We start from the raw sequence: 19,473 nt of genomic DNA, 5'->3' as shown, positions 1-19,473 counted from the left end.
GTCGCGAAAGCCACTTTCGCGACATCAGGCGTCCCGAAAGTGGCTTTCGCGACGCCAGCGCACCGCAGGTCGTTCACGGGGCCACCGCATCGAGAGGACTGAACGCGGAGAGGTCAGCCGGTGATCAGTTCGGCGAAGCGTTCCGGGCTCACGTTCCCGCCGCTGATGATCACTCCGACCCGTCCCGAAGCGGGCACCCGGCCGCTGAGCAGCGCCGCGAGCCCGGTCGCCCCGCTCGGCTCGATGACGAGCTTGAGCCGCTCGAACGCGAACCGCATGGCGTCGCGGACCTGGTCGTCGGTGACCAGCGCGATGTCGTCGACGAGCCGCTGGTTGATCGAGAAGGTCAGTTCACCGGGGATGGAAGCGGCCTGGCCGTCGGCGATGGTCCGCGGCACCGGGATCGACACGCGTTCCCCGGCGTCCAGCGAGCGTTTGGTGTCGTCGCCCTCGGCGGGTTCGACGCCGATCACGCGGATGCCGGGCCGTACGGCCTTCGCGGCGGTCGAGCTGCCCGCGATCAGGCCACCGCCGCCGACCGGGACGACGAGGGTGTCCAGGGATTCGGTGTCCTCCAGCAGTTCCAGCGCCGCGGTGCCCTGCCCGGCGATCACGTGCGGGTGCTCGTACGGCGGGATCAGCGCGAGACCGCGATCGGCCGCCAGCGCCTCGCCGATCGCGACGCGGTCGCCGGTGTACCGGTCGTAGGTGACGATCTCGGCGCCGTAGCCCGCGGTGGCGTCCTTTTTGGACTGCGGGGTGTCCTCCGGGATCAGGATGACCGCGCTGCTCCCGAGTTCCCGCGCGGCGAGCGCGACGGCCTGGGCGTGGTTCCCCGACGAGTAGGCGGCGATGCCCTTGGCCAGCTGTTCCGGCGAGAGTCGCGAAGCGGCGTTGTACGCGCCACGGAACTTGAAGGCCCCGACGCGCTGGAGGTTCTCACATTTGACGAAGACCTCGGCACCGACGAGCTCGTCGAGGGTACGGGAACGCACGACCGGGGTCCGGTGGGCGACCCCGGCCAGACGGGCGGCGGCGTCACGGATGTCGTCGATGGTCACGGGGGCGGTCATGATGCTCCTTGATCACGGATTTCGGCGAGATAGTTGTAAGCGGAGGCGCGGGAGATCCCGATCCGCGCCGCGACCTGCGGCACGGCCCGCCGCACGGCGAAGACACCGCGCGCGTGCAGGCTGCGGAACAGGTCGAGCCGTTCGTCGCGGCTGAGCGCGGTCCACGGTTTGTTCAGCCGGAGCTGATGCTCGTCGACGATCGCGTCCACCACCGCGTCGACGTCGTCGCCGAAGGTGGTGGTCGGCGTTTCGGCGGCGGTGCCGACGTCGGCGAGTTCGCCGACCAGGGTCCGGAGCTGACCCAGCGCGGTGACGTCGAGGTTCACGCACAAGGCGCCGAACACCGAGCCGCCGCTGTCGCGCAGCAGCATGGTCGACGACTTCACGAGCTTCCCCGACGCCGTCCTGGTCACGTAGTTCAGCTGGTCTTCGGCGTCGTCGCCGCGGGCGAGCAGGCCCATGCCGATCTCGCTCATCGATCCGCCCACGGTGCGGTCGGTGACCGAGCCGGCGATCGCGACCACCGACCGCTCCGGACGGCGGAAGTCGTGCACCACGACCTCGCAGAACGAGCCGAGCGTCGCCGCGATGCCGTCGGCGACCGGGGCGAGCGCGTCGAGGATCGCGTCCTGCTCAGACATCGCGTACTCGGGCGAGGGCCTCGACCTCGACCACTCCGCCGTAGGGCAGCGACGCGACCCCGACACAGGTCCGGGCGGGACGGGGCTCGGCGAAGAACTCTTCGTAGACCCGGTTGAGGCCGTCGCGGTCGGCGATGTCGGTCAGGTAGACGACGACCTTCACCACGTCGGCCCTCGTCGCGCCCACCGAACGCAGCGCGGCGTCGAGATTGGCGAAGGCCTGCGGGCATTCGGCGTCGAAGCCGCCGGGCACCAGCGCGCCGGTCTCGGTCACGCCGAGCCGCCCGGAAACGGAAACCAGGTCGCCGCTGCGGAAGGCGGGCGGATACGGATGCTCGTTGGTCACGAGACTGACTGTATAAGTCCTGGACGGAAAGTCCAACGAGATATCCAGTGACCTACCGCTCACCTGGTGAACGGGGTGTTACTCGCGGGTAGTCACTCGGGTTAACGGGCTTCACTCGGACGAGCGACCGCTGTTTCATGATCGTCAAATGGCGGTGAACCGCCTTGTCCGGCCTTCGGTGATCAAGGCAGCCTCCTCGGCGTGCGGTCCCTGTCCGCACATCCACAGCCGAGAGGATGTACACCATGCGCGACACCCAGAGCACCACCCGCCGCTGGACGAAGCGGGGCCTGGCGGCCGGCCTGCTGGCGGTGCCGATGCTCGCCGTCTTCGGCGGGTCGGCGTCCGCGGCGGAACTCACGCCGATTGCCGAGTATCTCGACAGCACCATCGCCGGCCTGTCCGCGTCGTTGGTCCAGGCACTCGCGGCCCTGTTCGGCGTGAGCTGAGCAGGGCCGGACGGACCGGGAAAGGGCCGTTCCGGACGGCCCTTTCCCGGCCTCGTTCAGACGACCTCGAAGTTCGCCATCATCGCCATGTCCTCGTGTTCGGCGTTGTGGCAATGGAAGACGTAGCGGCCGCGGTAGCCGTCGAACCGCGCGATGACCTCCACCGACTCGCCGGGGGCCAGGTCCACGGTGTCCTTGACGCCCCCGTCGAACGGCCCCGGCGGACGGCCGCCGCGCGAAAGGATCCGGAAGCCCACCAGGTGCAGGTGAACGGGATGGTGGATGTCGGCGACGAACCGCCAGATCTCCGTGTCGCCGAGGCGCGGGCTCGCCGACATCACGTCCGGCGAGAACGGCTCCCCGCCGATCACCCAGCCCGCGCGGCCGTGGACGGTACCCGCCCGGAACGAGAACTCCCGCGTGGTCGTGGCCTGTTCGCGAGTGAGCGGCGCGATTTCGCTGAGTTTCGCCGGAACCCGGCTGTCGTCCGCCGCGCGGCGCGCGACGACGAACCGCATGACCTGAGCGGTCGACCCGGTCCCGAGCCGGTTCACGAGGGTGACCTCGGTGCCGACCGGATACCGGCCGAAGTCGACGACGAGGTCGTACCGTTCCGCCGGCGCGATGGGGAGATGGTCGTGTTCGCGCGGCGCGTCCAGCAGGCCTTGGTCGGCGCCGATCTGCACGAAACCGCCGCCGCCGGGCGGTGGCGGGTCCAGCGCCAGGTCGTAGCGCCGGGCGTTGGAGCCGTTGAGCACCCGGAGGCGGTACTTGACGGCCGCCACCTCGCGCACCGGCCACGGTGCGCCGTTGACCAGCACGACGTCGCCGAAAACGCCTTCCACGTAAGCACTTTCGACCCCCGGCGTGGTTCGCAGCGACCGGTCGAGTGAGGGGTAGGCGAAGCCTCCGTGCTGGTCGAAGGACCGGTCGGCGATCATCAACGGCAGTTCGCGGTCTCCGGACGGGAGCCCGAGCGAGTCCTCCTCGTCGTCGCGGACGAGATGAAAGCCGGCCAGGCCCCGGTACACGGCCGGACCGGTGAAATCCATGCGGTGGTCGTGGTACCAGAGGGTCGCGGCCCGTTGCCGCAACGGAAAGACGTAGTCGCGTTCCCCGTTCGAAATCCGCGCGCGCGAGTCGGCCATGCCGTGCCCGGTGTGCGCGGTGGTCCAGCCGGACCGCGGCAGGACGAGGTCGGTCGGATAGCCATCGGAATCGGCGGGGGTGTGCCCGCCGTGCAGATGGACCACGGTCGGCACCGGAAGTTCGTTGCGGTGGTGCGCCACCACCGTCCGGTCCCGCCGCGACTCGATCGTCGGGCCGGGGAAGATCCCGTCGTAGCCCCAGATCGGCGTCCGGACGCCGGGCAGGATCTCGGCCGTCGCCGCCCGCTGGGTGATGGTGTAGTGATCGGCGTCGGCGGTCCTTTGTGGACGCAGGACCGGCGGGATCGGCAGCGGTACCCGGAAGGGCTCCGGCAACGGGAGTGCGCTGCGCAGCAACTCGCCGGTCCCCGGAGCGCCCTGCGCGAGCAGGCGGGGCGCCGTGATCCCCGCGGCGACGAGGACACCGGCCCCGCCGGCGAGCCCGAGGAAGGTCCGGCGGGACAGCCGCCCGCTCATCGGCCGACCCGCCAGGTCTGGGGCCGCCAGACGGCGATGGTCGTCAGCACCGTCGCGGTGACGAGGGCGACGCCGAGCGGGATGTGCAGGTCGAGCGCGCCCGTCATCCCGGCGAGGTACTGCCCGGTCTCGCCCAGCGCGAGCAGCAGGCTGATCCAGAACAGCCAGCGCGGTCCGCGGACCAGCCACAGGACCAGCGCCGCCAGGATCTGCGCGTACGCCAGGTACGACACGGCGTCGGCGCCCCAGCGGTGCAGCCAGAGCATGTCGTAATCGCCGCCGAGATAGCCGCCGGCGAACACCGGCTGGCCGATGATCGCGACGGCGTGGGCGCTCACCAGCACCCGGTTCACCACCAGTGTCCCGTTCGCCTTCCGGCTCGGGCTGGTCAGGGTTTCACTCACGTGATCGAACGTAGGAGCCGACGCCTTATGCTGTCCAAGACAAGATCGGTTATCTGTTCATAACAGGCGAGGTATCAGTAGTGGATCTTCTGGCGCTCCGGTACTTCCAGACGGTCGCCCGGCTCGAACACGTCGGCCGCGCCGCCGAAAAGCTGCGTGTCGCGCAGCCCTCGCTCAGCCGGACCTTGGCCAGGCTGGAGAACGAGCTCGGCGTCCCGCTGTTCGACCGGCACGGCCGCCGGATCCGGCTCAACCGGTTCGGGACCGCGTTCCTCCGCCGCGTCGACCGGGCGCTGGCCGAACTCGACGACGCGCGTCAGGAACTCGACGACGCCGCCGGGCTCGAACGCGGCACCGTCGCCGTCGCGGCCGAAAGCCTGCTCGTCCTTACTGAACCGCTTCGCACCTTCGTCCCCGGCCATCCGCTGGTGGACGTGCGGCTTTCCCAGGCGTCGGTGGAGGGGATGGCCGAGAAACTGCGAGCCGGCGACGTCGACCTGTGCGTCACCTCGCAACCCTTGACGGGCAACGACATCCGCAGCCGGGTGCTCCTCGACGAAGCGGTGATGCTTTGCGTGCCCGCCGGCCACCGGCTCGCCGATCGTGGCCGCGTCGGCCTGGCGGATCTCGAGGGCGAGCCGTTCCTCACCACGCGACCCGGCTATTGGCAGCGCGCGCTCGTCGATCGGCTGTTCGCGAAGGCCGGGCTCGAACTGCACGTCGTCTGTGAGGGAGACGAGGCCGCGGTGCTCTTCCAGCTCATCGACGCGGGACTCGGCATCGCGCTGGTGCCTTCGCTGGGGCTGCGCGCCGTCACCGGTTCGGCGGTGGTCTGGCTCGACGTCGACGATCCCGACTGCCGCCGCGTCCTCAGCGTTGCCTGGCGCGAGGACACGTATCTTTCTGTTGCGGCCCAACGGTTTCGCGATCACCTGGTCGGCCATTTCCCCGCGCGGGCCGAGCCCCGGTCGCGGTGACCGGGGCTCGGTGGGGCGCGCTTACGGGTTGAGCGTGACGCTGTAGGCGCTCAGTGCCTCGCCGATCGGCTGGTAGTACGAGGTACCACTGCCCTTGCCGGAGGTGATTCCGAGGCCGACGCTGCCGGAGAACAGGCAGCCGCCCGAGTCGCCGGGGTTGGCCAGCGCGTTGGTCTGGATCAGCTGGTGCACCGCGCCTTCGGCGTAGTTCACCGTGACGTTCAGCCGCTGCACCGAACCCGAGGTGAGGCGGGTGGTGCTGCCGCTCTTGCTGATCCGCTGCCCGACGGTGGCGGTACCGGCGGAGGCGATCCGCTGGGTGGAGCCGTTCCACAGGGTGACGGCGCCGGGGGCGCTGCCGGTGGTGTTGCGGATCAGGCCGTAGTCGTTGGTCGGGAAGCTGGCGCCCTGCGACGGCCCGACGTTCCACTGCGAGACCGCGCGGGTGCAGTGACCGGCGTCGAGGATGTAATTCTGGCCGCCGCGGTTGGTGTTGAAGCCGACCGAGCAGCGGGTGCCGCCGCCGGTGATGGCCTCACCGTTGTAGATCGCGGTGTGCATTTCGCCGGTGGTCCGCTCCACGCGCACGCGGTCGCCGAGTGCTTCGGCGGCCTTCACGAGCGCTTCGGTGCCCTTGGCCGCGTCGGAGATGGTCAAGACCACCTGGTTGGCCTTCGGGTCGAGGCCGATCGACGTGTGCGTGACCGGCGGCAGCGCCTGGAGGGCGTTCTGCGCCCCCGCCAGCGCGGCACTGGAGTGCTTGACGATCCGGGCTTGCGCCCCGGTCGCGGTGACCTGGTCCGCGGCGGCCTGGTCGAGGACGTTCACCACCGGCTTGGCGGCGTCGTCGAGGTACCCGTCCGCGGCACGGGAGCCGAGCGAAGCGGTGACCTGCTGCAGCTTCTCGACGCTCGCCGTCTGCGTCCGGAGGAACTCGACGGCGGCGGCCTGGCTGATCCCGGCTTCGGCGGCGAGGGAGGTCACCGCCTCGTGCTGCACCGTGGGGGAGTAGCCCGCGATGGTGGTGGCGGTGGCCGTGGACGGGGCGAGGAAGCCGACGACCGCGGCCGCGGCCACCAGTGTCGTGGCGGTACGGGCTAAGGGGTTTGTGCGCATACCGGTGTCTCACTTTCGCGAGGGGACATCCAGCGCGAGGGGTGGCCGCGCTGGACACGGTGGGGTAGCCGGGCACGGCCAAGGCGACCCGGCGCCGGTGATCCGGTGCCGATCATGGTGATCCGCCGCCCCGGTGGCGGATACCGACTTTCGTTGGACAGGAAGAAAAATAGGTACCCGCCGTTCGGGCTACCGACGGATACGCGCACAGCAAACGCGCGACTCGCGTGCTCAGACGCGTCATTCGCGTGATCAGGGGCGTAACTCACGTGATCGGACGCGGAACTCGGGTGTGCGGCCTCTGATCACGCGAGTTACGCCTTTGATCACGTGAGCTCGGTGTCGAAGGCCAGCCGGGCGAAGCGTTCCCCGATGAGGCGGTGTGTGGCCGCGTCCGGGTGGAGGGCGTCGGGCAGCGGCAGCTCGGCGTGATCCGCCTCGCCGTACAGTTCGAGGCCGTCGAGATAGCGCAGGTTCGGGTCGGCCGCGCTTCGTTCCTTGACGATGCGGGCGAGTTCGTCGCGGATCACGGTGAGCGTCAACTTTCCCGAGGCGGTCTCCGCGGGGTCGCCGGTGGCCCTGAACCGCACTTTCCCCTCGCGCAGGGCGTCCGGATCGAATTCGCCCGGCCCCGGCGTGTGTTCGTGGATGGGGCAGTGGATCGGCGAGACGACCAGCAACGGCGTGGCGGGATGGCCTTCCCTGATGGTGTCGAGGAAACCGTGCACCGCCGGGCCGAACGCGCGCAGCCGCATCAGGTCGGCGTTGACGACGTTGATGCCGATCTTGACGCTGATGACGTCGGCGGGCGTGTCCCGCATCGCGCGGGCGGTGAACGGATCGAGCAGCGCGCTGCCGCTGAAACCCAGATTGATCAGTTCCACCCTGGCCAGGGCCGCGGCCGTCGCCGGCCAGGTCCCGGTCGGGGTCGCCGCGTTGGAACCGTGACTGATGGAGCTGCCGTGGTGCAGCCAGGTCTTCCGGCCGCTCGACTGTGCACTGTGGACGGACTCGTCGGTGCGCAGGGCGACCAGGCGGGTCGTCTCGTTGTGCGGCAGCCAGATTTCGACGGTCTTCTCGTGACCGGGCAGGCCGTCGAACCGCAGGGTGCGCACGGGGCCGGGTTCGTGCCGGGCGGCACCGGTGGCCAGGTCGACGCTGATCGTGTCGCCGTCGGGCACGCTCGCCTGCCCTGAGTGCCTGCCGTCGACGAACAGTTCGTAGACGCCGTCGGGCCGGGGTGGGGTGCCGACGAAGACCCGTTTGGTGGCCAGGACGTCGAGTTCGACGAGTGACGCGGTGGTGCGGAAGACCAGCCGCACGCCGGACGGCTGCGACTCCGCCATGGTCAGCTGCCCGTCGGGGATCTGCCGCCTGGCCCGCGCGGGCAGCCGGTGGGGGAGCACGCCGCGTCCGGTGGATTCGAGGTCGAGCGCGCCGCGGACGAGGTCGGCGGTGATCGGGGTGGTGAGCATTCTTCCGTTCATTTCGTTCGGGGCCAGGCGCGCAGGAGGACGTCGAGCGCGTCGAGAATCTCGGTCCAGCTCTCCTGCGAGCCGGGGGTGCTGTGGCTGAAACCACCGGCCGCTTCCAGGCCGACGAAGCCGCTGAACACGCTGCCCAGCAGCCTGACCGCGTGCGTCTGATGCGGTTCGGCGAGGTCGTAGCCGCGCAAAATGGCGCGCGTCATTTCGGCGTGGCGGACGCCGGCGCTGGTGGCCGCCTTGTCCGGCGCGAGCCGGAACCTCGCGGCGGTGAACCGGCCCGGATGTTCGAGGGCGTAGTCGCGGTGGACGTTCGCCAAGGCGATCAGCGCGTCCTTGCCCGCCAGGCCCGCCACCGCGGTGGCGGCGAGATCGGCGAGCTCGGCCAAGGCCAGCAAGGCGATCTCGGTCTTCAGCTCGTGGGCGTTCTTCACGTGCGAATACAGGCTGGCCGTCTTGACACCGCATCGTTTCGCGAGCTCGGTCGGGGTCACGTGCTCGAAGCCGATCTCGTCGGCGAGCTCCGCGCCCGCCCGGATCACCCGTTCCGTCGTCAGTCCCGCTCGCACCATGGCCGCCACCATATCATAGTCCATTTGGGAATTGCCTAATGAGATTAGGAAGTCGGAACCTGGGTTCGGTAGCGCCGGGGTCGAAGGAGGCTGGGGCCGGGACGAACGGAGGTGGACGTGATGAACACGGTGGACCCGGCCAAGGCCCGGCATGACCGGCTCGAACGGTGGCGCGGAGATCGCCGCCTGCTCGTGGGCGCGATCCTGGCCTCGGTGGTCACCCTGGCCTGCGGCTTCCTGGCCGGGCACGGATTCGGTGCGCTCTTCGAGCAGTTCCGGACAATGGTGATCGACAGCATTTTCGACGACCGCGGTGACGGCGAACCGCCGTATGGCCCCATCTGGGGGACTTTCGGCCTGCTCGGTTGTCTCGCGGCGGGCAACCTCGCGAGCGTCGCGATGCGGCGCTACCACGGGCGGCGGTCGGGGCCTGCCTTCCCGGCCGTGCTGGCTTTCGCGGCCGGCACGCTCGGCTTCCGGGAATCGTCACGAGGGTGGCTTCCGCCGCTCGCCGTCGGCACGGCGGTCGACCCCGTGTTCCACGAGGACGAAAAGTGGGGGATCTGGGCGTGGTTCCTGTACTACGCCGACCTGTGGGCGCCCGCGTTCCTGCTCGTCCTGACGTCGCTGGTCCTGTGGTACGCCATCCGGCTTTCGCGGCAACAAGCCGAGCTGGCGCGTACCAGGGAAAGGCTGTTGAGGTACGGCCGCCGAGTGCCCGCCGCGATCGTCGAAGTGAAGGTGCGCAGGGGAGGCGACGAGTCGGGCACCCGTGTCGTCGGCGCGGACGTGACGGTGTCGTTCACCGACCTCGCGGGCGTCCGGCACTGGGTGACCCGCCGCACCGGCGACACCGCGATCGCCGGCGCGGAAGTGCTGTTCGACCCGGCCGCCCCCGGCGACGACAAGAAGATCTTCGTGGCGCTGCGCCGCCACCCCGCCCTCAGCGACTGGCTGCCCGCGAACTGAACTGGAGTGTTCATGCCGCTCACCCTTGTCCGCGGATTCCTGACCGGGATCATCAGCGGGACGACCTTGTGCGCGTTCATCGTCGGCATCGTGATCGAGTACGTTCCGCTGATCGTCACGGGCGTCGGGCTTCCCGTCGTCTACGGGATCCTGCTCCACCTCGCCGGGGCGCCGCGACGTGGTCGCGAGGCGAAGATCGTTCCGGTGGTCGCGCTCGCGAAGGTCGAAAGCCTCCGTGCCGGGGGCACCGAGACCGGGGACATCCCGGTCGACTTCGTCTTCACCGTCGCCCCCGACGGTATGGCCACGTTCCGGCTGAAGGTCGCCCACCACATCAACCTGGTCGACATCCCGAACTATCGGCCGGGCGACGTCCTCGTCGTCCGGTACCCGCCGGACCGGCCGTGGAAGGCGGAGGTCGTGGACCGGCCGCCGCCGTCGTGGGAACGGCGCGCGGCCGAAGCCACGATCGAATCCGCTCCGGAGTCCAGCCTGGTGCAGGAACCGCCGGAGGGCTGCGGGTTCTCCGCGCTCGCCGTCCTCGGGTTCCTGCTCGGCGCGGCGCTGGTGCTGTTCCTGTTCCGTGCGGAGCTGTTCGCGCCGGAAGAACCTGCCCGGGCGGAAGAAACCCAGTCCGGCGTGACCACGTCCTCGTCGGGATCCGCGACCGTCGACGTCAGCCGATCCCTGCTGGGCGAAGGGGAGTTGCGCCGGGTGATCGACTCACTGGCGCAGGCCGCGGACGTATCGCAGGTGATCACCGCGGTCGTCGAGGACCGGCGGCTGACCGTGGTCTTCGCGCCGACGGGCGCCCAGGTGCCGCGGTTCGACCTCCGCGCGCTGAAGGCCGACCGCGTCCCGGCACTGGTGCGACGGGCGAACGAGACCATCGACGTCGGGGAACCGCGGACGTGGCAGGTCACGATCGTCCCGTTCGGCACCGCGGTGAGCGCCCGGGTGATCGTGACCGGCCCCGACGGCAGTGGCTCACTCGCGGACGGTGGCTGAAGCCGATCCGTGCTTGCCCGGCGCCGCGCTGCCCGAGTACTCGCCGAGATCGGAGATCAGCGAGGTGAGTTCGGCGTCGTTGTCGTAACGACGCTGGTGCAGTTCGGCGATCTTCGCGCCCATCTCGGGATCCGGGTCGTCGGTGACGTCGAAGGACGCGAACCGGTCGACCAGCGGCAGCCCGACCCGGTCGGTGTTCCGGTGCGCCGGGTGCATGAGGTACTCCCAGTACCCGTCGAGGTCTTCGATCGCGAAGACGGCGCCCCATTCGTAGTCACCGCCGAAATCGCGGCCTACGACGAAGGACTTCACCGACGGGATGACGCGGCCCTGGTTGCGGAGGCTTTCCAAGGCTTCTTCGACCTGCTCCGGGGAGGCTTCGGGGCGCAGAGTGAAACGGTTGCCGTGGTAGATCATCGTGTTTCCTTTCCGTTGTTCCGGTTCGGGAGGAGAGCGGCGAGTGCCGCTCCGGCGCCCAGGGCGACACCGGTCCAGGTGAACGCGCCGGCGATGCCGACGCCCTGGACGAGTGGCTGGACGACGAGAGGGGACAGGAACTGCCCGAGGAAGATCCCGGCGACCAGGCCGCTGAGCACGCGGCCGCGATGCGCGGGACGGGCGAGGTCGGCAAGGCGCAGGTTGAGGTTCGGGACGACGAAGCCGACCCCGAACCCTCCGACGAGCAACCCGGCCACGACCTGGGCGACGGTGCCCGCCGTGCCGATCACCAGCCAGCCGGCGCCCATGAGCGCGACGCTCGCGGTGGTGATCGCCGTGGGACTCAAACGTTCACGCAGGCGGGGGAACGCCAGCGCACCGGCGACACTGGTCAGTGTGCTCCCGGCGACCACGGCTCCGACGACGGCGGGACCGCTGCCGAACCCCTCCAGCAGGAAGGGCAACTGCGTCGGCGCCATGTAGAAGGCGAGCGTCACCACCAACGCGAGGACGTAGACGCCGACGACGCGAGCGGGCAGCCGGGTCCGCTCGCTCTCACCGGCCGTTGGGCGGCTCCGGACCGGCTCGCGCAGGGACGTGATCGCAAAGATCGCCACGATCACCGAGACCGAATAGATCCAGAACGGCGCCTGCCAGCCCACGGTGGCCAGCACTCCCGCCAAGGGGAGGAAGACGACCCCACCGAGACTCGCGAAAGCCTGCTGCAACCCGAGGAACGAGGCGCGGCGCTCGCCGGAGAACCAGTCGGTGATCAGGGTGCTGACCGCCGTCATGATCCCGCCGACGGCGAAGCCGAGCCCCACCCGGGTGATCAGCAGTAGAAAGAGGTCGTCGACGAAGAATCCGGCCGTACCCGAAATCGCGTAGAGGCTGAGGCCCGTCAAGAGCAGAGGGCGGCGTCCGGCGCGGTCGGCGACGATCCCGGACAGCGGCGCGCTGATCGCGATCGCGAGGGAGGTCACGGTCAACGTCAGCCGCACGAGAAGATCGGAGCCCGGCGTCGCGGAAAAGACTTCCCGCATCGCGGGCAGGCTGGGCGCGATGATCGCCGCGGCCATGATGGTCAGCGGTGCCGCGGCCAGCACGGTGCCGCGGGCTCGCCGTGTCGGCGCCAAGGTGTTCGTCACGCCACCAATCTCGCAGCGGGACACCGGGGTTCGCGTCGGTGAAAATCGCCTATGTCCGCCCGCGCTCGGTAGCGTGCGGGCATGACCGACGAGATCCTGCCCGCCATCGCCGGAGAGATCGTCACCGGAGAAGCCGCCTTGTCCGTCGCGGGCAAGGACTGGGGGAACCTGATCCACACCAGACCGGGACTGGTCGTGAGGCCGGCCTCGGTGACCGACGTGGCCGTCGTGCTCAGGTTCGCCGCCGCGCGAGGACTGCCGGTCGCCGCCCGCGGAGCGGGGCATTCGCCGTACGGGCAGGGACAGGTCGAGGGCGGGATCCTGCTGGACATGACTTCGCTGCCGCCGCGCCGGGTGGTCACCGGTGAGCTGGTGTCGGTGGACGCGGGCGCCCACTGGCGGGAAGTGCTGGAGACGACCCTGCCGTACGGGCTGGCGCCTCCGGTGCTCACCGACTACCTCGAACTGACGGTCGCGGGCACCCTGGTGGTCGGCGGGATCGGCGGCGCCACCCACCACCACGGCACGCAGACCGACGGCGTGGTGGCGCTGGAGGTCGTCACCGGTGCCGGAGAGGTGATCACCTGCTCACGCGAGAGCGACGAGGACCTGTTCGACGCGGTCCTCGGCGGTCTGGGGCAATGCGCGGTGATCACTCGCGCGACACTGCGGCTGACCCCGGCCCCGGCGCGGGCCCGGCGGTGGAAGCTCTACTACGACTCGCTTCCGGCGTTCTTGGCGGACCAGCGCGCCGTTGTCCGTGACGGCCGTTTCGACTACGTGGAAGGCCAGCTGATCCCGGTCGGCGACGGGTGGAGGTACATACTGGAGGCGGTCGCCTACTACTCGCCGCCCGTCGGGCCGGACGAGGACGCGTTGCTGGACTCGCTCGGTTTCGACGAGTCCGAAGACGAGGACACGGGGTATTTCGACTTCCTGAACCGGATGGCCGACGGAGAGGCCGCCCTGCGGGCGGAAGGAAGCTGGTTCCATCCGCATCCGTGGCTGAACGTGTTCCTCACCGATGACACGGTCGAGCGGTTCGTCGCCGAAACCCTCGCCGCCACCGGCGAACCCGAACTGGGTGCCACAGGACTGGTGCTGCTCTACCCGGTGCGCAACGACCGGCTGAAGACTCCGCTGTTCACCGTGCCGCCGGGGGAGATCTCCTGGCTCTTCTCGCCGCTGCGCGTCGGTTCGCCCCGCGATCCGCTGCACAACGCCCGCCTGCTGGAGCTCAATGTGGACCTCTACCGGAAGGCGCGCGAGCTGGGTGGAAAGGTCTATCCGTCGAACGCGCTGCCGATGTCCACAGAGGACTGGCGCGCGCACTTCGGCGACGCCTGGCCGAAACTCGCCGGCGCCAAGGCCCGGTACGCGCCGGGGAACCTGCTCAACCCCGGCCAGTGCCTGCGGGTGCCCTGAGGTCCGGGGCCACTGGTAGAAATGTCCGATGCGGGATTTCTTCAGGGGTTTCCGGATGTTCGGGCAAGGCCTGGGCATCCTTCTGCGGTCGCCGAGGCTGCTGCTGATCGGCGCGCTGCCCGCGTTGCTGACCACGCTGCTGCTCATCGGCGGCATCGTCGCGCTGGCGTTCTGGATCGATGATCTCTCGCTCCTGATCACCCCGTTCGCCGACGACTGGTCGCCGGGCTGGCAGACGACGATCCGGGTGGCGGTCGGAGTCGCGGTGTTCGGGGCGGTGCTGGCCATCGCCATGATCGGGTTCACGGCGATCACCCTCGCCGTCGGCGGTCCGTTCTACGAGCACATCGCGGAAAAGGTCGAGGATGATCTCGGTGGCGTGCCGGGCGCGGTGGACCTCTCGTGGTGGCGGTTGCTGGTGCTGGGCCTGAAGGACGGCCTCGCGCTCGTGCTCCGCTCGCTGCTGTTCACGATCCCGCTGTTGATCGCGGGCTTCATCCCCGTGGTGGGGCAAACGGTCGTGCCGGTCCTGCTGGCCTTGGTGACGGCGTGGTTCCTCGCGCTGGAGCTGATCGCCGTGCCGTTCTACCGGCGCGGGATGGGCTTGAAGCAGCGGCGGCCGCTGCTGCGACGGCACCGCGCGCTCGCCCTCGGGCTGGGGCTTCCCGTGTCGCTGCTGTGCCTGATCCCGTTCGCCGCGCTGATCGTGATGCCGGTGGGCTTCGTCGGTGGCGTCCTCGTCGCCCGTGAGGTCCTCGCGGCGGAGGCGGCCTGAGCGGTGTCTGTGTCAGATGACGCAGACACCGCGGCTCCCCGGCGCCATCGTTGGCGCGACACTGAGGGGAGCTTCCGATGAAGAGAGCACTGTTCCTTGCCGCCGCCATACCGATCGCGGCCCTGCTGACGACCGGTCCGGCCGTCGCCGTCGAAGGAGTCGTGTCCGGGGTGGTCAAAGCCGCGGACTCCGGAGAGCCGATCGCCGGAGCCTGCGTGACGCTGTTCGATCTCGACCTGAAGGAGACGGGTTCGGGGTGCGCGGGCACGGACGGCCGCTACGAGATCCCCGGCGTCGTTCCCGGCAAGTACAAGGCACGCGCGACCGCCGCCGGATACGCCGAACTTTGGGCCTACAACAAGGGAAGCGCGCTCGCCGCAGAGGTGCTGGACCTGCCGCACGGACTGGACTTCGGGTTGCGGAAGGGCACGGCCACCGTTCGCGGGCAGATCACCGACCAGGGAAAGCCCGCCGCGGGGGCGTCGGTGAGCCTCACCGACCAGAACCAGCGGTGGTGGTCGACGGTCCTCACCGCGGCGGACGGCACGTACTCGTTCAGCGGCGTGAAGGCGGACACCTACACGATGGCGATCACCTACGGCGATCGCACGCAATGGATCCGGCAGAAGGCGAGTTTCCCGGAGGCGGAGACCTTCACCGTCGCCGATGACCAGGTCGCCGTCGTCGACGAGGCCATCGCACCGTACGGAAAGCTCCGGGTGGTCGCGACCGACGAGAAGACCGGTGCGCCCATCGCGGGTGCGTGCTCGCAGGTCGAACAAGGGCATCCGCCGCAACTGCGGAAATGCGCCGGCGCGGACGGCGTCATGCTCTACGAGGACATGCCGCCGTTCGGCTACTACTCGCTGAGCGTCTGGGGGCCGGACGGTTCCTACCAGCCGGTGAACTGGGAGCGGGTGAACCTGACCCCGGGAGAGACCACCGAATTCCGGGCGTCGATGAAACCCGCCGCTTCGATCGTCACCACCGTGCGGGACGCGAAGACCAAGGCGCCGCTGGCGCGGGTCTGCGTCGACACCTACGCCCTTCCGGTCGTCGGTGTCCTCGACGCCGACTACCTGTACCACTGCAGCGACGACAACGGGAAGCTGGTGATCGGGCCGATCGAGCCCGGCGCGTACAAGCTGCTGGTCAAGTCGCTGGACGAGCGTTACGGCATGCAGTGGGCCGGGACGGACGGCGGCACCGGCGACATCGGGCAGGCCCGCACGGTCACCGCCGAACTCGGCAAGGTGGCCACGACGCCGGACATCAGGATGGATCCCGCCGGGACGATCACCGGCAAGGTCACCGATCGCGCCACGGCGGCTCCGGTGGGCGGCGTCTGCGTCTATCCGTACGCGGTCGACCCCCGGATCGGCTTCCGCTTCGACGTCAACTGCAGCCGGAGCGACGGGACCTACACGATCAAGGGTCTCGGACCGTACAAGTGGCCGCTCGAGTTCGCGTCGTCCCGAGGCGACTACGCGTGGCAGTGGTCGGGAGGAGCCGCGGACCGGTTCGCCGCCCGTCCGGTGCAGGTGCGGCCCGGCGCGACGGTGACCGAGAACGCCGCGCTCGTGCCGAACGGCTCGGTCACCGGACGGATCCTCGGCACGGACGGCAAGCCCACCTTCGGGTACGTGTACACCTACAACGCGCGCACCGGAGACATCGTCGACTGGACCACGCCGGATTCGAACGGGCAGTACACCGTCAACGGCCTCACCACGGAGAAGGTCAAGATCAGGTACTACACCGACCGTGAATGCTGGCACCGCGACGCGGCCGATTTCGCTTCCGCGACACCGATTCCGGTCATCGCCGGGCAGACCACCGGCGGAGTGGACCTCGGCCCCTGCCGCCGCTGAGGCGGGTGGGTCGTGAGTGATCCGGTTCGTTCCGACGACCCGATCACTCACGAGGTCCAGCGGGTGTTGTCCGTTCAGTCACGCGATAGCGCCATCCGCGCACGTCCGTGAAGGCCTCCTTCCCTACCGTGAGGGTAGGGAAGGAGGCCTTCACGGATCAGGACGTCCTAGCCGATGGGCTCGATCCAGATGTTGCGGAACCGCGGGTTCTCGCCGGGATCCCCGTGATCCTGCAGCCGGATGGCGCCCGGTGCCGAGCTCTCCGGGATGCTGTCGCCCGTCCCGCCGTCGATCGCCACGTCGTTGTGGACGACGACGCCGTTCCAGACCACGGTCACCCTGGCGTTGTCGGTCTTGTTCCCGGCACCGTCGAACCGAGCGGCCCGGAAGGTGACGTCGTAGGTCTGCCAGGTTCCGGGAGCCGTCGCCATGTTCCGGTCAGGCGCCTTCTTCGAGTAGATCGCGCCCGCTTCGTTGTTGGCGAGTGTGGTGTCCCCGAAGGATTCGAGCACCTGCAGCTCGTAGCGTTCCTGGAGGTAGACGCCGCTGTTGCCCCTGGCCTGTCCGGTGACCTCGGGCGGATAGTTCGGCTCGTTCCACTCGACGTGCAGCCGGAAATCACCGAACTGCTGTTTCGTGCGGATGTCCCCGCCGTTCGACTCCATCGCACCGCCGGTCACCGGCCAGGTCGCGGCACCGCCCGCGCGTTTCTCCCACGCGTTCAGATCGGTGCCCTTGAACAACTGGATCCGCCGCGACTCGGTCAGGGTGAGACTGTCGAGATTGACGTTGCCCGCGTCGCCCGTGTCGTAACGGTAGGAGATCGTGTTCGCGCCGGCTTTCAGGTTCAGCGTCTCGGGTTGCGTGTTCCAGGTGTCCCAGTTGCCGGTACTGGCGAGCCGGACCTGTTTCACCTTCGTCCCGTTGACGTAGACGGTCACCGATTTGGTCCCCGGCGCCGGATCCGGGCCGTTCGAGTAGCGCAAGGCCGCGTTGTAGGCGCCGGACTTCGGCGCGTTCACGGTGAACGTCGTGGCAGCGCCCTGGTTCCAGTAGCCGTCGACGAACCCGGTGCCCGTGTAGCCGGCGTGGTTCGTGTTCGTCCCGGCGCCACCGCTCAGCGCGGCCCGCTCGGCCTCGTAGGTGGTGCTCGCCGCGGGTCCACCGACCAGCGAGTTCAACGTGTACCAGGCTTCGGTGCTCCACAGTGCCGCACCGGACTCCGCCGCGAACGGACGCGGCGACCGCACGTGGACCACGTGCCCCGCCTTCAGTCCCGACATCTGCAGCGTGACCTTCTTGCGGTCGGCCGAGAGGCTCGCGGACGTGACGGACAGGGTCTGCTCGTCGATCTTCGGTCCGCCGTATGCGGAGGTCGGCTGGTAGCGCCATTGCTGGGCCTGGTACTTCGCCGCGAGGTTCTGCGCGGTCTCGGCCGACAGCGGCTGGGTGTACTCCAGTTCGAACCCGCCCGCGACGGCTCGCATGGCGCGGATGTCGAAGGCGTTCGTCCCGTTGGGCGTCACCTTCTGGAGGCCGTAGGCGAGTTTGCCGGGCTGGCCCCAGTTACCGCCGCCGTCGATCCCGCCGGTGTAGATCGCGCCGTCGGGGCCGAGGCTGATCCGGCTGACACCGGACTCGAGTCCTTGCGTGAGGCGGAAGACGGCGCCCTGGTACTCGCCGTTGACCTTCTCCAGGAACGCTCGCTGAAGCCCGCCGTAGGTCACGTCGCCGTACACCATCTGCCCGGCGAACGGGCCCTGCGACAGCATGACCATGTTGCTCGGCGAGTTCGCGATCTCGTTGTGCGGCAACCACAACACCGGCGCGGTGACCGGCTTCGAGTCGAACGGGCCCGGGGGATTGGTGTAGTGGTTGAAGAACCGGTCCTGCTTGACCCGCACCAGCTTGTTCGCCGGCAGCCAGCCGCCCTGGTTGTCCGTGACGAAGACGTCGCCTTCCGGTCCCCAGCCGATGCCGTGCGGGGTGCGGAGCCCGCCGGCGATGTAGGAAACCTTGCCGGTGGCCTTTTCCACCTTGATCGTGGTGCCGCGGTTCGGCGCGGGCTGCGGATCGGTCGTGGCGCCGCCGTAGTTGATGGACACGGAAAGGTTGGCGTAGAAGAAGCCGTCCTTGTACAGCAGGCCGAACGCGAACTCGTGGAAGTTGCCGCCGAACGGCCAGGTGGCCACGGTGCGGTAGTCGTCGGTCACGCCGTCGCCGTTGGTGTCGTTCAGTTCGACGAGCCGCGTCTTCTCCGACACATACAGCTTGCCGTCGACGTACTTGACGCCCATGGGTTCCTTCAGCCCGCTGGCGACGCGCTGGGTGCGGACCTTGCTCGGGTCGGTGTTCCCGCTGACGTTGCTCAGCAGGTGGACCTCGCCGAGGACCTTGTCGGATCCGCCCCACGTCGCGATGGCGAGCCGCCCGTCCGGCAGCCAATCCATGCCGGTGACCTGCGGCTGGAATCCCTCGGGACGCAGATTCGTCAGCGTGAAACCGGGGTGGACGCCGTTCAGTGGCAGGCCGTCACCGGGCGAATCCGTCGCCCCCTCACATTCCTTGCGCCCCGGCGAGGTCACCCGGACGACGTCCGCGTCGGTGCTGAGCACCGAATTCGGCACCAGCGCGAAGTCCGCCGCGCCCGGTGGCCGCCATTCGAGGGTGACCTGCTGGTCGTGGAGGTTGTCGAAATGGTCGATCCGCAGCGCGTGGTACCCGGTGCCCAGCTGGACCGAACCGGTCGCGGGGGTCGAGCCGTGCAGGCCGTCGTGGTTGATCACCGTCTGGCCGTCGATCCGGAGCCGGGAGCCGTCGTCGCTGGTGAGCCGGAATTCGTACTGCCCGGCGGTGGCGATGTTGATGTTGCCGATGACCTCGGAGACGAACTGCTCGTTGAGCCCGAAGTCGGCGGTGGCGGTCCAGTTGATCGTCGGCATCAGCTTGTCGACGTTGGGTGTCTGGCCGGATTTGATCGCGCAGAGCTTGGTGAGCTCGCGTTGCAGGTCGTACGTGCGGAGCGTGACACCGGGTTGCTGGGGTGGGATGGCCGCTTCTGCCGGGGCTGTCACCAGCCCGGACACTGCCGTGACCAGCGCCAGCGAGGCGACGATGGACCGGCTGAAGCGCTTGCGGACGGACGGAAGCAT

18 protein-coding genes are annotated in these 19,473 nt (G+C 69.3%); 7 read left to right on the top strand and 11 right to left on the bottom strand.

Going from position 1 to position 19,473, the window contains the following annotated elements:
* Positions 1-113: 113 nt before the first annotated feature.
* Genes ACXIZN_RS15145 through ACXIZN_RS15135 form a run of 3 tightly spaced genes read right to left on the bottom strand, consistent with a single transcriptional unit; the run spans position 114 to position 2,060 of the window.
* Entirely contained in the window at positions 114-1,073 is a 960-nt protein-coding gene (locus ACXIZN_RS15145) for a pyridoxal-phosphate dependent enzyme (protein ID WP_457955119.1), read from the bottom strand.
* The gene (locus ACXIZN_RS15140; RefSeq protein WP_126736995.1) at positions 1,070-1,714 is read right to left on the bottom strand and encodes a helix-turn-helix transcriptional regulator; all 645 of its coding nucleotides are present in this window, start codon (positions 1,712-1,714) and stop codon (positions 1,070-1,072) included. Before ACXIZN_RS15140 ends, ACXIZN_RS15145 begins: the two co-directional genes overlap by 4 nt.
* Complete coding sequence (locus ACXIZN_RS15135; RefSeq protein WP_126736994.1) at positions 1,707-2,060, bottom strand: RidA family protein; 354 nt, start codon at positions 2,058-2,060, stop codon at positions 1,707-1,709. Before ACXIZN_RS15135 ends, ACXIZN_RS15140 begins: the two co-directional genes overlap by 8 nt.
* A 245-nt stretch (positions 2,061-2,305) precedes the next feature.
* On the opposite strand from ACXIZN_RS15135, the gene ACXIZN_RS15130 reads away from it, so the two are divergent.
* A complete protein-coding gene (locus ACXIZN_RS15130; protein ID WP_457955118.1) occupies positions 2,306-2,509 on the top strand; it encodes a hypothetical protein in 204 nt (67 codons plus the stop codon).
* 56 nt (positions 2,510-2,565) lie between these two features.
* On the opposite strand, the gene ACXIZN_RS15125 is transcribed toward ACXIZN_RS15130, so the two are convergent.
* Both ACXIZN_RS15125 and ACXIZN_RS15120 read right to left on the bottom strand, forming a co-directional pair.
* On the bottom strand, positions 2,566-4,134 hold the full coding sequence (locus ACXIZN_RS15125; RefSeq protein WP_457955117.1) for a multicopper oxidase family protein: 1,569 nt from the start codon (positions 4,132-4,134) through the stop codon (positions 2,566-2,568).
* Complete coding sequence (locus ACXIZN_RS15120; protein WP_457955116.1) at positions 4,131-4,538, bottom strand: hypothetical protein; 408 nt, start codon at positions 4,536-4,538, stop codon at positions 4,131-4,133. The genes ACXIZN_RS15125 and ACXIZN_RS15120 overlap by 4 nt, the downstream gene beginning before the upstream one ends.
* Positions 4,539-4,618: 80 nt before the next feature.
* On the opposite strand from ACXIZN_RS15120, the gene ACXIZN_RS15115 reads away from it, so the two are divergent.
* On the top strand, positions 4,619-5,515 hold the full coding sequence (locus ACXIZN_RS15115) for a LysR family transcriptional regulator (protein ID WP_457955115.1): 897 nt from the start codon (positions 4,619-4,621) through the stop codon (positions 5,513-5,515).
* Between the two features lie 21 nt (positions 5,516-5,536).
* Here the strand turns inward: ACXIZN_RS15115 and ACXIZN_RS15110 are convergent, their stop codons facing one another.
* The 3 genes from ACXIZN_RS15110 to ACXIZN_RS15100 form a co-directional block, all read right to left on the bottom strand.
* Positions 5,537-6,631, bottom strand: coding sequence for a S1 family peptidase (locus tag ACXIZN_RS15110; protein WP_457955114.1), 1,095 nt, complete (start codon positions 6,629-6,631; stop codon positions 5,537-5,539).
* A gap of 326 nt (positions 6,632-6,957) precedes the next feature.
* On the bottom strand, positions 6,958-8,106 hold the full coding sequence (locus ACXIZN_RS15105) for a GDSL-type esterase/lipase family protein (RefSeq protein ID WP_457955113.1): 1,149 nt from the start codon (positions 8,104-8,106) through the stop codon (positions 6,958-6,960).
* Between the two features lie 8 nt (positions 8,107-8,114).
* Complete coding sequence (locus ACXIZN_RS15100) at positions 8,115-8,687, bottom strand: TetR/AcrR family transcriptional regulator (protein ID WP_192744718.1); 573 nt, start codon at positions 8,685-8,687, stop codon at positions 8,115-8,117.
* Positions 8,688-8,807: 120 nt separating this feature from the next.
* On the opposite strand from ACXIZN_RS15100, the gene ACXIZN_RS15095 reads away from it, so the two are divergent.
* Together ACXIZN_RS15095 and ACXIZN_RS15090 are read left to right on the top strand one after the other, a co-directional pair.
* A complete protein-coding gene (locus ACXIZN_RS15095) occupies positions 8,808-9,656 on the top strand; it encodes a hypothetical protein (RefSeq protein WP_457955112.1) in 849 nt (282 codons plus the stop codon).
* A 12-nt stretch (positions 9,657-9,668) separates the two neighbouring features.
* The gene (locus tag ACXIZN_RS15090) at positions 9,669-10,664 is read left to right on the top strand and encodes a hypothetical protein (protein WP_457955111.1); all 996 of its coding nucleotides are present in this window, start codon (positions 9,669-9,671) and stop codon (positions 10,662-10,664) included.
* On the opposite strand, the gene ACXIZN_RS15085 is transcribed toward ACXIZN_RS15090, so the two are convergent.
* Both ACXIZN_RS15085 and ACXIZN_RS15080 read right to left on the bottom strand, forming a co-directional pair.
* The gene (locus ACXIZN_RS15085) at positions 10,644-11,081 is read right to left on the bottom strand and encodes a Dabb family protein (RefSeq protein ID WP_034316528.1); all 438 of its coding nucleotides are present in this window, start codon (positions 11,079-11,081) and stop codon (positions 10,644-10,646) included. The two genes, ACXIZN_RS15090 and ACXIZN_RS15085, sit on opposite strands and share 21 nt — an antisense overlap.
* A complete protein-coding gene (locus ACXIZN_RS15080) occupies positions 11,078-12,250 on the bottom strand; it encodes an MFS transporter (RefSeq protein WP_457955110.1) in 1,173 nt (390 codons plus the stop codon). Before ACXIZN_RS15080 ends, ACXIZN_RS15085 begins: the two co-directional genes overlap by 4 nt.
* Positions 12,251-12,331: 81 nt before the next feature.
* Here ACXIZN_RS15080 and ACXIZN_RS15075 point away from each other — a divergent pair, with 81 nt between their 5' ends.
* The 3 genes from ACXIZN_RS15075 to ACXIZN_RS15065 all read left to right on the top strand — a co-directional run bounded on the left by ACXIZN_RS15075 (position 12,332) and on the right by ACXIZN_RS15065 (position 16,321).
* Positions 12,332-13,675, top strand: coding sequence for an FAD-binding protein (locus tag ACXIZN_RS15075; RefSeq protein WP_457955109.1), 1,344 nt, complete (start codon positions 12,332-12,334; stop codon positions 13,673-13,675).
* 28 nt (positions 13,676-13,703) lie between these two features.
* Positions 13,704-14,450, top strand: coding sequence for an EI24 domain-containing protein (locus ACXIZN_RS15070; protein ID WP_457955108.1), 747 nt, complete (start codon positions 13,704-13,706; stop codon positions 14,448-14,450).
* 77 nt (positions 14,451-14,527) lie between these two features.
* On the top strand, positions 14,528-16,321 hold the full coding sequence (locus ACXIZN_RS15065) for a carboxypeptidase regulatory-like domain-containing protein (RefSeq protein WP_457955107.1): 1,794 nt from the start codon (positions 14,528-14,530) through the stop codon (positions 16,319-16,321).
* Between the two features lie 167 nt (positions 16,322-16,488).
* Here ACXIZN_RS15065 and ACXIZN_RS15060 read toward each other — a convergent pair whose 3' ends face one another.
* Positions 16,489-19,473, bottom strand: coding sequence for a family 16 glycoside hydrolase (locus ACXIZN_RS15060; protein WP_457955106.1), 2,985 nt, complete (start codon positions 19,471-19,473; stop codon positions 16,489-16,491).

This window comes from Amycolatopsis sp. TRM77291, from assembly GCF_054166285.1.
Note: the sequence above shows the minus strand (reverse complement) of the source record. Positions and strands in the feature narration are given on the sequence as shown.